The organism is Streptomyces camponoticapitis (assembly GCF_014646115.1).
In the GTDB taxonomy this organism is placed as follows: Bacteria; Actinomycetota; Actinomycetes; order Streptomycetales; family Streptomycetaceae; genus Streptomyces; species Streptomyces camponoticapitis.
Window position 1 is genome coordinate 11,413 of sequence record NZ_BMMV01000014.1, and the last position, 12,083, is coordinate 23,495.

Sequence of the window (12,083 nt, forward strand, 5' to 3'; positions counted from 1 at the left end):
GGCATTCAACTCACCCTGTGGGGGGCTGTCCGGCGCGAGGCGCGGCACCGAGGTGGACCCCGACGCGCTTGACCATGAGCGTCATCTCGTATGCCACCTGGCCGACGTCGGAGTCGGAGTCGGCGAGCACGGCCAGGCAACTGCCGTCGCCCGCCGCCGTCACGAAGAGGAAGGCTTCGTCGAGTTCGACGACGGTCTGGCGTACCTTGCCCGCCTCGAAGTGCCGGCCAACGCCCTTGGCGAGGCTGTGGAAGCCGGAGGCGACGGCGGCGAGATGCTCGCCGTCCTCGCGGGTGAGTTCCTTGGACGTTCCCGTGGCGAGGCCGTCCCCGGAGAGGACGATCGCCTTGCGTATGCTGCCGACCCGTTCCACCAGCTCGTCCAGGAGCCAGTTGAGGTCGCCCGGAACGGATCCGCGGCGTGTGGAATCAGATGCTGCGGCTTTCGGTGCGGTCATCGACCGTCCCCTTCCGGTGTCGTTCCTGCTGTGTCGCCGGGGCCGTTGATGCCTTCGGTGGTGCCAGCGGTGTCTTCGGCGTTGTTCTGCTGGCGGCCACGCTGCCAGCCCCGTTGAAGGGAAGCCATTCGGTTGCGCACTTCCGCCGCGTCCCGCTCGTAGTCCCGTTCGGGGGCGTCGGCGGCCGGTGCCTCGGCGTCCTCCCGTACGGCGTCCCTGAGCTGGGGCGCGAGGCTGGCCTGCCGGACGCGCCGGGGCAGGCCGCCGAGCGGGGCGGGAGACCCGTTCTCGTCTGGCGTCACGGCGGCTCCGTCGGGTGTGGGCGTCACGAGGCGCGAGGCGGGAGCGGGCGCGCGGACGGGCGACGGTGGCGTGCCCGAGGGCTCGCTCGGCGACGGCTCGGCGGACGGGGCGGCGTTCGTGGAAGGAACACCGGCGGACCCCGCGTCAGTAGGAGGCGCGCCCGCGAAGCCGCTCGATGTGGGCTCGGACGCCGGGTGGGCGCCGCCCCTCTCGTCCAGGCGCCTGCCGTGGTCGGCCACCAGCTTCGGGGTCTTGCGGCTGCGGCGGGGCAGCTGCGCCGGGAAGTCACGCGGGACGGCGTCCTCGCGGTCGTCACGGCCAGGGGGACCGTCCTGGTCGGCGGCCTGACGGTGCTGCTCGTGGAGCTCACCGACGCCGGCGCCGCGCGGTGGGCGCGGGCGGCCCGCCTCGTGCCCGCGGGCGTCCCGCAGGTGTTCACGGGCACGGAAGATGCCGCCGCGTTCGCTCTCGGTGTCGTCCAGGTCGCCGAGGTCACCGAGACCGTTGGGAACGTCGACGCGGGTGGCCTGCTCGTCGAACTCAGGCCCGGTGAGCGGTGGTTCGAGTTCGATGGGCCCGTCGAGCACGGAGCGGCTTCCGCTGAGTCCGGTGGGGACCTGCGAGAGCGAGGCGAGCCTGCCGTCGGAGCGGCCACGGCCCTTGTCCGGTCCGAGGTTCTGCCGGTCGAGCCGGAATCCGGTGCCCTGGGTCTCGGGCGCGTCGGTGAGCAGGGCGGCCGGCAGGAACACGATCGCGGTGGTGCCTCCGTACGGAGACGGCTGGAGCGAGACCCGTACGTTCTGCCGCTGGGCGAGCCGGCTGACGACGAAGAGACCGAGGCGGTCGGTGTCGGAGAGCTCGAACTCGGGCGTCTCCGCGAGCCGCAGATTCGCGTCGAGGAGCGCGTCGGAACTCATGCCGAGGCCGCGGTCGTGGATCTCCAGGGTGAAGCCGTTCGCGACGCGTTCGCCGTGGACCTGCACCGCCGTGTGCGGGGGTGAGAACACCGTCGCGTTTTCGAGGAGTTCGGCGACGAGGTGGGTGAGGTCCGCGACAGCCGGGCCGCCGACACCGATCCTCGGCAGCCGCCGGACCTCGACGCGCTCGTAGTCCTCGACCTCGGCGACCGCGGCCCGTACGACGTCCATGAGCTGGACCGGCTTGCGCCACTGGCGGGACGGCGCGGCTCCGGAGAGGATCACCAGGCCCTCGGCGTGACGCCGCATACGGGTGGTGAGGTGGTCGAGGCGGAACAGGTCGGCGAGTTCGTCGGTGTCCTCGGTGCGGCGCTCCATGGCGTCGAGGAGGGTGAGCTGGCGGTGGAGCAGCACCTGGTTGCGGCGGGCGAGGTTGACGAACACCTCCGAGACGCCGTGCCTCAGCTCCGCCTGCTTCACGGCCGCTTCGACGGCCGCGCGCTGGAGGGTGTTGAGCGCCTGACCGACCTGGCCCAGCTCGTCGCGCTCGTACTCCAGTCGTGGCGCTTCCGTCTCGACGTCGACCTGCTCGCCCGCCGCGAGGCGGCGCATGACGCTCGGCAGGCGGACGCCGGACACCTCGTGAGCCTCCTTACGGAGGCCGGAGAGGTCGCGGATGAGGCTGCGCCCGACGCGGACGGAGACGATCAGGGAGACCAGCAGCGCGAGGAAGCCGAGGACACCGGCGATTCCGGCCAGGATCAGGACGTTGAATCCGGCGGGCTCGACCCGGTCCTGGTAGCGCTCGTCGGCCGCCTCGCCCTCACGCTCAAGGCTCTGGAGAACGGGGTTGGACATCTCCTGCCAGCGGGCGGCGTCCACCGAGGCGGGATTCTTGCCCGCGCCCGCGGCGATGATCTGCTCCTCGGCCTCGCGGAGCGGCTGGGTGCCGGGGCCGCCCCAGTACTGCTCGAAGATCTCGCGCTCGGAGGCGGGCAGGACGTCGAGGTTGGTCTCGTAGAGCAGGGTGCGGTTGGCGACCAGGTCGGATATCAGCCGGACCTCTTCCGACGAGACACGACGGCTGATCAGCGCGGAGACGACCAGCGCGTCCTCACGGGAGAGCATCTCCTGGGCGCGGTCGACACCGACGAGAGCACGCGCCTGCTTGTCGAGCTCCACGTCCTCCAGGGCGTGCAGCGTGGACAGGAAGCTGTGGCAGGGGTCGACGAGCCTGTTGTAGAAGTCGAGCGCCTGGCCGCGGGTGACGGTGCTCTTCTCGACGGAGCGGCGGAGCGCGCCGAGGCCGTCGAGCGCGTCGGTGAGCGAGGTCAGCCGTGCGGAGGTGGCACCGCTCATCTGGTCGCGTACCGAGGGGTTCTCGGCGTTCGCCTTGATCTTCGTGACGGCCCTGTCGGTGGCCGCGCGCTGCCGGCGCAGCTCGGCGAGGGAGTCGGAGTTACGGGGGTCGGCGAGGTAGATGAGGGTCTGGCGGCGTTCCCGCTGGACCACTCGGACCGTGTTCTCCACGGGGTCGCCGACCTTGTCGATGATGTAGGCGACGTCGAGGAGCTGGTTGGCCTCCCGGCCGGTGAGTGTGGTGGCGAATGCCCACAGGGCCGTGAGGGAGACGAGCGGCACAAGGAGCAACGCCACGATCTTCCGGCGGATGGACTTCCCGCGAAAGCGCATGGCCTCCCCCAGCTCGACCTTCCACCCGATGCGGAAGGCGTCTTCGTCAGAACCGACAAACCTCGTCAACAAACGGCGTGAGCCTACTACTGCCACACCGACAACTCGAAGCCATGTCCGGTCGTTTTTCGGCCTCAGCCAGGCGAGTTGAGTACGAGTTGTCCCGGTATTCACGGAGATGACTTTCACCGCTGTGGCGCAGAGTACCTGGCGGCACGTCAGTTTTCGCAATCGATCAGATGGCCTGAAGTACCGGGGTGCGGGAATCTTCCGGATCTGTCGCTCGTCTATGTGTTTGGGTACTGACGTACGGAAGTACCGGCTCAGGGCGGGGAATTCGGGGCGAGGGACGGGGCGGGCGGAGGGCGCTTCAGCGCTGTCCGCGCACATTCGGTGCCATGGTTCGCGTGAAGCGGCCGGGGCCGGGCAGTCACCCTGATGTCGGACAGTGGTGGGGAGTTACGGTCCATGAATACGAAGTCGGACACACGAACGGCGACGAAGGCGGCCAGAGAGGCGCCCGCGGAGACCGAGGTCGAGGTCGAGCTGCCGGCCCCGCGCGGCACGGGCCTCTCGGGGCGGCTCTGGGTGGAGGAGCCCGCGATACGGCGCCGGATGCCGGACCCGGTGAGGACGGCTGCGGTGCGGGCCGTGATCATCGCGTCCGTGACGCTGATCCAGGCGATGACGGCGTTCTTCTGTACGCTCGCGGGCTCGTGGCTGGCCTTCCCCATGGTGCTGAGCAGTGTGGGCAGCACGGTGGTGGCGACGTGGGGCGTGCTGGACGTATGGGTGACGCGCCAGGTGTGGAACCAGCGCAACGGTGTGGTGTCGGTGCCGAGCAGTACGGCGCGGCAGCTGCGCAGGGAGCGCCGCAGGGCCAGGCGGGCGGCGCGGGCCGCGGAGCGTGACGGCGGGCGGATACGACGCCGGGGCGCCGGCAGGCTCTCCGAAGCCTGAACGCCCGCGCCCCGGCGGTCGTCGGGTGTCCTGGGTCCTGTCTTCGAAGTAGCGCCGTCCGCCCGCGGGGCGGGACTTCGAAGACACGACCTAGGTGATGTCTCGTGGTGACGGGGCGGTCGGCCTCTCGGGGGTTTCGTCGGCCGCCGCTGTCACCGCCGTGCCCGGTTCCGTCGTCGTGGCGGTGGTCGTGGCGCCGCTCTGGGAGCGTTTGAACATGCGCGTGGCCGTGATCTCGCCGTGCACCGTCTCGCCGTCCGGGTCCTGTTGGGGAAGCCCAGGCCGCAGATGCTCCTCGACGCTGATGTATTTGAGACCCGCCCTCAGGTCCGCGTCGTTGCGCAGCCGGATCACCAGGGGGAATTCGGCCAGCGCCGTCGTGTCGAAGAGGCCCGTCGTATAGAGGAGTTGGACACCGAGCGCGTCGGAGACGGCGCGCTGGAGCTCCAGCAGGTACGTGGCGTTGGCACGGCCGATCGGGTTGTCGAGGAAGAGCGTGCCGGCGTGCCGGTGCTTGTCACGCCCCCGGTCGTTGCTGCGCAGCGCGGCCATCGTGCAGTACAGGGCGATCGCCGCGGTGAGCAGTTGTCCGCCGGAGAAGACGTCGCCCATCTGACCGACGGGGACCCGCTCGGCGCGCAGCACCGCGTCCGGCTTGAGGATCTCGACGGCGATGCCCTTGGGCTGGAGGGCCGCCTGGACGCCGCGCAGCAGCAGGGACATGCCGTCCCTGCGGAGGTCGGAGTTCTTCTTGAGGGCGGCGCGGGTCGCCTCGTCGATGACTTCGCCGAGCCGTTCGGTGAGGGTCGCCTGGTCGGGTTCCTCGAAGCGGATCCGGAGGAATTCCTGACCGGACCACTCCCCCAGCCCTTCGGGCAGCCGGGACAGCCGCTGCGCCGAGCGCAGGGTCGTGAGTGCGGAGTCCACCAGTCCGCGCAGCCGGTCGACGATGGAGTCGCGGTTGCGTTCCAGCTGCTCCAACTCGTCGGTGAGCACGCGCAGCCGGGGTGCGAAGGCGTTCGCCCACTTCGCGGCGTGGTCGGGGAGGGCGACCGCCGGCAGTTCGCGGATCTGCTGCCGGGCGGGCGTCCGTACCTGTTCGTAGCGGGTGGAGTTGGCGTGCCGTACGAGAACGTCGCCGGCTTCCCGGACGGCCGTCTCCGCCGCGGACAGGTCCGTGGCGCAGCCGCGCAGTGAACGGCGGGTCTCGGCGGCGGCGGTCCGGGCCTCCTCGATGTTTCCGGGGTAGGGCTCCGGCGCTTCCGGGGCGTCGTCGGTGTCCTCGTGGGCGGAGCCCCGGAGGAGGTCGCCGAGGAGGGCCGCCGTCTCCTCGAAACCGCCGGTGGCGTCTTCGGCTGTGCGGTGGGCGTGCAGCAGTTCGCCGTGCGCGGAGCGGGCGGTGTCCAACGCGTCGGTGCGCGTGGCGAGTTCGTTGGTGGCCGTGCGGAGCAGGGCCTGGGCCTGCTCCACGTCGGTCGGGACCTGGCTCTCGGGCAGGTCGGTGTGCGACTCGCCCTCGGCGGGTGCGAGCCGTTCGGCCTCGCCGCGAAGGCGCCCCAACTGCTCGCTGGCCGCCGACGCGCGGGACTCCAGCATCTGTACGAGCGATTCGGCGCGGGCGGCCGCGGCCTGGCGGGACGGCCCGTCGGCGCCGTCCGTGCTCTCCAGGAGCTGGGCCGCGCGGGTGCGGACCTTGTTGCTGAGCCGGTCCAGTTCGGCGAGGGCCGCGCCTTCGTCGCTCTCCGCGTGGGCCTGTTCGGCGCGGAGGTCGGCGCCGACGCCGACCTTCTCGTAGAGCTGTGAGGCGGCGCGGTAGGCCTCGCGCAGCGCGGGCAGCGCGGTGCGCGGTGCGTCAGGCTCCGGCTCGGGCAGATTCTCGGGTGCGCCCGCGATCTCGGCGCGTTCGGCCCGGAGCACACGGGCCGTGCGGCGGGCGTCGTCGGCGGCGCGCTGGGCGGCGCGGCGGTCCTCGTCGGCCGCGCGGGCCCGTTCCAGGCAGGCGGTGGCGCGGGCTTCGGACTCCGCGGCGTCGTCGGCCAGGGCCCGGAGTTTGACCTGCCAGCCGGCCCGTTCCCGGAGTCGGAAGGCGAGGCCCGCGAGGGCGTCGGCGACCCGGCGGGCGCGCTGGGCGGCCTCCTGCCGTTCGTCTCGTACCCGGGCGGTGTCCGCTGCGGCTTCGTCGGCCTCTGTCCGGACGGTGCGGGCCTCGGCGAGTTCGGCGCCGGCCGCCCGTGCCAGTTCGTCGGCGGCGTGCGCGGTCTCCGCGAGTTCGGTGAGCCTGCCGGGCGCGCAGGTGGCCCGCCAGGAGCCGAGGCGCGCGGCGATGGCGCGGTCGGCGGAGAGCCGGGCCGACAGGGTGCGGATCTCCTCGTCGCGGGCGGTCGACTTGGCGCGCAGGGACTGCCGTTCGGCGTCGGCGGCGTGCTCGTCGTGCATGGCCGGGTTGGGCGGGACGAGGAAGACACCGCTGTCGCCGCCGGCCGGGTCGCCGTACGGCCCGGGGCCCGGGACCGGCGCGAGCAGCGCCGCAGCCGTACCGACGGCGACTGCCGAGCGCGGCAACAGGGCCGCGCCGGAGAGGACTTCGCGTGCCCTGGTGTGCGAGGCGGGTTCGGTGATGACGACGCCGTCGACCAGTTCGGGCCGGGCCGCGAGGACGGCGGCGTGGTCGGCGGGGTCGACGGCCTGGGCGAGGTAGCGCCAGCCGGGGAGGGCCGGGATGCCGTGCTCGCCCAGATACTCGACGGTGGCCAGCACGTCGGGGCCGGGCGGCAGCAGTCCGCCGTCGCCGAGTGCGCCGAGGATGCGGGAGTCGTCGGCGGCGGCGGTACGGAGGTCGAACAGCTGGCGCTCTGCGGCGGTGACGCCCTGGTCGAGGAGGTCGCGCAGTTCGTCCGCGTACCGGTCCAGTTCCTCGGGGGTGAGGGGCCCTTGGCCCTCGTGGGTGCTTGCGGAGTCCGCGCGGGACAGTTGCCCGGTGGCGGTGCCGGTCCCGTCCCGGCGCTTCGCTCCTCCGGCGCCGCCGGTGCTCTCCTGCGGCGATGCGGGCGTTTCACCGCGCGCCGCCGGGCCGTCCGTGGGAGCAGTCGTGCCGCTACGAGGTCCGGGGACGCCCGCGCGTGGGGACGCGCCGGGCAGGCCGAGCAGTTCGGTGAGGCGCTCCTGCGCGGCGATCGACTCGGCTGTGCGGCGCTCCGCCTCGTACTCGTGCTCGGCGGCGCGGGCGGCGTCGACGGCGCGGGCTTCGGAGAGCTCGGCGCGGGATTCCGCCGACGCGGCCTCCCTGGCCCGGTCCGCCGCCTCGCGTGCCGCCTCCCTGGCCGTGTCCCAGGCGGCGACCGCGGACTTCTCCGCGTCGCTCGCGGCGAGCGCGGCCCGTGCCGGGTCGGCGTCCGGTGCGGTGTCGTCGAGCCAGCCGGCCCGTACCGCCTCGTCGGTCTCCTGCTCGACCTCCGACAGCCGCTGGCGCAGATGGCCGCTCTCGCTGCGGGCGCGCTGCGCCTCGGTCGCCGCCGCTGTCGCGTCGCGGTGCGCGGCCTCGCCGACCTCCTGGAGCGCGGCGGAGCGCTCCTCCTCCTCGTTGGCCAGAGTCTCGCCGTCGGCGGCGGCGGCGTGCAGCGCCCGGACGAGGTCGGCCGCGGCGGTGGCGCGGGCGGCGAGGGCGGGCGCCGCGTCGCGCTCGGCCTCGCGGATCGCGACGGCGACACGCGCCGAACGGTCGGCGGCGGCACGGTGCCGCAGGACGTTCTCCGCGGCCTGCCAGGCGGAGTGGAGCGTACGGGCGTCGCTCAGCTCGCGCCGCCCGGCGGCCGCGGCCTTCTCGGCGACGGTGAGGGCCAGGGAGGCGTGCCGGTAGGCCAGTTCGGCGGCGATGAGCGCGCTGCGGCCACGGGCCCGGTCGGCCTCGGTGACGGTGTGGGCCGCCGCCGTGACCCGCTGGGCGAGGTCGCCCACGCGGTCCCGTTCCACCGCGGCGCGGGCGGAGAGCCTGCGCGCGAGGGTACGGGTGCGGCGCTCGGCGGCGGTGTGGATGTCGCGGGCCCTGGACCGGGAGTCGGCGGCGTCGACGATCCGGCCGAGGAGGTCGACGGAGCCGGCCGTGAAGTCCCGCTCGGCGGTCAACTCGGCGCGGCGGCCCAGTTTGTTGCCGAAGCCGCCGACGAGGTCGGCGAGCCCGTCCGTGTCGCGGGTGTCGGTGACTGCGCGGAGGAGAAGGTCGGTGAAGTCGGAGTCCTTCTTCACCGCGAAGAGTCCGGCGGCCTCGCCCTCGTCCGCGTTCATCTCCCGCTGGTAGCGGAACAGTTCGGGGTCGAGGCCGAGATCTCCGAGGTGCTCGATCCAGCGGTCGTGGATCTCTTCCCAGTACACGTCCAGATGCGGATACGCCTTGCCCGCCTCGGTGATGGCGTCCCGGAATCCCTTCATGGTGCGGCGCCGGCCCCTCGCACCGGAGGCGCCTTCCACCGGTCGCCGGACGGCGGTCGACTCGGCAACCGGCAGCGAGTCGAGGCTCAGCCCGGGGCCAGGCCGGAAGGAGTACCAGGCCTCGGCGAACTTCCGCGGGTCGTTCGACACCTGACGGCCGCGCCACTCGCTGGCCTTGCCGACCACGACCAGCTCACCGGTGAGTGTGTGCTGCCATTCGAGGGCGACGTGCCCGCAGTCGTCGGCGAGCAGGAACTTGCGCAGCACACCGGAGCTGGCCCCGCCGAGGGTGTTGCGGTGGCCCGGCAGCATCACCGAGAAGATGAGCTTGAGCAGGACGGACTTGCCGCCGCCGTTCTCCAGGAAGAGCACACCGGCCGGGGCCGGACGGCGCGGCGGGCCGACCGGCTCGTCCTCGAAGAACTCCGCCTGGGTGGGGGCGGGGTGGGGCACCGGCTCGCCGACTCCGCGCAGGTCGAGCACGGTATCGGCGTAGCGCGCACCGGCAGGCCCGATGGAGTAGAGGCGGACCCGGGACAGCTCGTACATGGCGGCGGACTCTCGTCGTGGTCAGGACCGGATGGAAACCGGCGTGGTGGGGGCTGCTGGATTCGGGGGGCGGGGCCGCCGGGCTCAGGAGTGGAACGGCAGTCCGGCGTCGGCGACCAGGTCGAGGTCGTCCGGGTCGGGTGGGGGCAGCAGCGTGGCGGATCCGTCGGTGACCGGTACGACGCCGAGGGCGAGCAGTTCGGCCATGGCGGCGCCGCCGGCCATGTCGCGGACCTGGAGCTGGTAGCGGGCCGTGGTGCGGTACGCGCCTCCGGCGTCGTCACCGGTGCGGTGCAGGAAGCCGGAGTCGGTGAGGAAGGCCATGGCCTTGCCGATGATGCCGGTGGTGGAGCCCGCGAGTCTGCGTGCGTCCTTGGTGGCGCCGGTCGCGCTGCGGCGGGCGTAGACGCGCCAGGCGGATTCGAGGCCGGGGGCGTCGGTCGCCGGGTCGGTGTTCTCTCCCTCTTCCTCGGCCTTCTCCTCCAGCCTGCGGCAGGCCTGCCGGACGAAGGCGTCGACACCGTTGACGGTGATCCGGCCGATGTACCCGTCGTCGGCGAGGTCCTCGGGGCGGGGGAAGGCCATGGCGGCGACGGCGAGATGGGCCAGACCGTGCAGGAAGCGGTCGGCGGAGTCGGTCGAAGCGCGGCGGGCGTAGTCGCCCATACGGACGGCGAACACGGAGTCCTCGGCCGCCGTCACCGCCATCCCGGCGCGGGCGGAAACTTCGAGGACGACGAGGCCGAGGCCGGTGGCCACCGCGTCGGCGATCCGCGCGAAGGAGGATTCCTCGCGGTAGCGGCGGAGCAGGTCCGCGTATTCGGCGTCCCGCGCGGGCAGCAGTTTGGGCTGGAGCCCGAAGGAGACGAGGCGGGCGGCGTCGGCCGCGTCGGCGGGGGTGACCGCGCCGCCCGGCGGCTCGGGGACAGGCGCGCGGGGTGTCTCGCCGCTGCCCGGCTCGCCCCACGCGGCGCCGTGCTCTGCCTGGTGGTCGCTCACGGGCGCTGCTCCTTGCTGAGAACGGTCCTGCCGAGGGTGGTCCTGTCGCGCGTGATCGGGTCACGGGCTGTCGTGCCGGCGGCGACAGGTGTGCCGTGCGTGCGGGTGGCCCGATCCGCTGGGCCGGTGGGCTTCATGCCGCCTCCGTACGGTCGGCGGTCATGCCGGCGGCATCCAGCAGAGCCGTGCCCAGTATGAGATCGGCGCCGCCGAACTCCGGGTCGTCGAGGGGAGTCCCGTCGTCCACGGCGAACAACAGCCGCTCCTCGCCCTGCCGGTAGGCCGTACCGACCGGCGGACTGGCCGCGTGGATCGCGAGCAGCGCGACCAGATAGGGCAGGTCCGGATCGCGGCGGCGGGCCTCGGCGAGCAGGCCCGAGAGCCTGCGCGGCGCGTCGTGCTCCAGGTCGAGCAGCTCCATCGCGCTCGCCAGCTGCTCCTCGCTGAAGCGGCTGTCGTCGGGGGTGGCGATCAGATCGGGCTCGGGCATCTCCGCGCCGAGGTGCTCCCGCTCCACAGGGGGCGTGAGCAGCAGGTCCACGAGGTCGCCGACCCGCACGGACGCGGGCGTACGCAGGCCGGTGCCCCGGGCGAAGAACGCGTCGGTGACCCGGCTCGCCCGGTCGAACGGCAGCGGCAGGAGCGGGGCCACGAGTTGGCCGTACAGATCGAGCCCCGTCCGTGTCGTGGGCTCGGCGAAGGCCTGGCGGTCCTGCTCGGCGCGGAACAGCGGGCCGGCCTCCAGGAGCCGGGACTGGAGCTGGGTGTGCCGGCGGATGCAGTCCTTGACGATGTCGACCAGTTCGGCGGCGCGGCGCTTGTGCTCGGCCGTCTTCGGGTCGGCGCCGGTCTCCGCCTCGTCGCGCGACTTGCGGATGTTGTTGAGGATCGCGTTCTCGTGGCGGTAGCGGTCGGCCACGTGGTCGAGCGCTTCGGCGATCATGTCCGGCACGGCGTTGAGCCAGTCGACCGCGCGGACGTTGCGCCGGGTCGCCTCCAGGGTCCTGCGCAGCGTCTCCGCGTACTGCACGGTGCGGTAACGGGCCTGTTCGGCGGCGAGTTGGGCGTCGGCGAGCCGTCCTCTGCTGATCAGCACCTCCAGCTTGACCTCGGCGGCGATCTGCGCGCTGGTGACGTCCGTGTCCAACGCGCCCACCAGCACGTTGACCGCTTCGTCGGTGGTGCGCAGATAGACGCTGCCGCCCTGGCCGGGGACTTCCTCGATCAGTTTGAAGTCGTAGTCCCGCCGGATGTAGACACCGTCCGCGCCGAAGGTGCCGTAGACGGCGCGGAAACCGCGGTCGACACTGCCGACGTTGATCAGATTCTCCAGCACCCAGCGGGCCACCCGCTCGTGCTCGGTGGCCGGGCGGTGCGGCGCCTGGGCCGCGACGCGCGGCAGGAGTCTGGCCACTATCTGCTCGTGGTCGGCGCCGGTGTCGAAGTCCATGTTCAGCGTGACGAGATCGATCGCCGCGAGCGCGACCTCCGCCATCGCGTAGACGGAGTACTCCCCCGCGAGATTGGCCTTGCGGGTGTCGAGGTCGTGCAGCGGCGCGGTGCACGCGAGCGCGCGCAGCCTTCGCGCCAGCCCTTCGTCGGCGGCCGGGCCCTGGGCGAGCCGCGGCCCCGCGCTGAGCTGGGGCGGAACAGGGTCCGTCGAGGCAGGCGAAGTCACGCTGAACAGATTAGGTCCTCGGACTGACAACGGTCGAAACGACGCAGAAGCCCCAGCGGTACCGGGCGGGCCGGTGCCGGGCGCGGCGGGCCGGTCACCGGCC

Annotated in this window: 7 protein-coding genes; 1 reads left to right on the forward strand and 6 read right to left on the reverse strand. The window is 72.8% G+C overall.

Annotated elements, in window-relative coordinates; translation table 11 throughout:
* Window positions 1–10: 10 nt before the first annotated feature.
* Both IEY79_RS21220 and IEY79_RS21225 read right to left on the reverse strand, forming a co-directional pair.
* A complete protein-coding gene (locus IEY79_RS21220; protein WP_189109146.1) occupies window positions 11–457 on the reverse strand; it encodes a roadblock/LC7 domain-containing protein in 447 nt (148 codons plus the stop codon).
* On the reverse strand, window positions 454–3,369 hold the full coding sequence (locus tag IEY79_RS21225; RefSeq protein WP_189109147.1) for a nitrate- and nitrite sensing domain-containing protein: 2,916 nt from the start codon (window positions 3,367–3,369) through the stop codon (window positions 454–456). Before IEY79_RS21225 ends, IEY79_RS21220 begins: the two co-directional genes overlap by 4 nt.
* Before the next feature lie 468 nt (window positions 3,370–3,837).
* On the opposite strand from IEY79_RS21225, the gene IEY79_RS21230 reads away from it, so the two are divergent.
* Window positions 3,838–4,329 carry a hypothetical protein gene (locus IEY79_RS21230; RefSeq protein WP_229701009.1) on the forward strand — a complete coding sequence of 164 codons (492 nt, stop codon included), beginning with the start codon at window positions 3,838–3,840 and terminating at the stop codon, window positions 4,327–4,329.
* A 90-nt stretch (window positions 4,330–4,419) separates the two neighbouring features.
* Here IEY79_RS21230 and IEY79_RS21235 read toward each other — a convergent pair whose 3' ends face one another.
* The 4 genes from IEY79_RS21235 to IEY79_RS21250 form a co-directional block, all read right to left on the reverse strand.
* Window positions 4,420–9,303: a hypothetical protein gene (locus IEY79_RS21235; protein WP_229701010.1), complete on the reverse strand. Its 4,884-nt coding sequence runs from the start codon at window positions 9,301–9,303 to the stop codon at window positions 4,420–4,422.
* 84 nt (window positions 9,304–9,387) lie between these two features.
* Entirely contained in the window at window positions 9,388–10,302 is a 915-nt protein-coding gene (locus tag IEY79_RS21240; protein WP_189109148.1) for a hypothetical protein, read from the reverse strand.
* Window positions 10,299–10,439, reverse strand: coding sequence for a hypothetical protein (locus IEY79_RS21245; protein WP_189109149.1), 141 nt, complete (start codon window positions 10,437–10,439; stop codon window positions 10,299–10,301). The genes IEY79_RS21240 and IEY79_RS21245 overlap by 4 nt, the downstream gene beginning before the upstream one ends.
* The gene (locus tag IEY79_RS21250) at window positions 10,436–11,980 is read right to left on the reverse strand and encodes a hypothetical protein (RefSeq protein WP_189109150.1); all 1,545 of its coding nucleotides are present in this window, start codon (window positions 11,978–11,980) and stop codon (window positions 10,436–10,438) included. Before IEY79_RS21250 ends, IEY79_RS21245 begins: the two co-directional genes overlap by 4 nt.
* Window positions 11,981–12,083 lie beyond the last annotated feature (103 nt).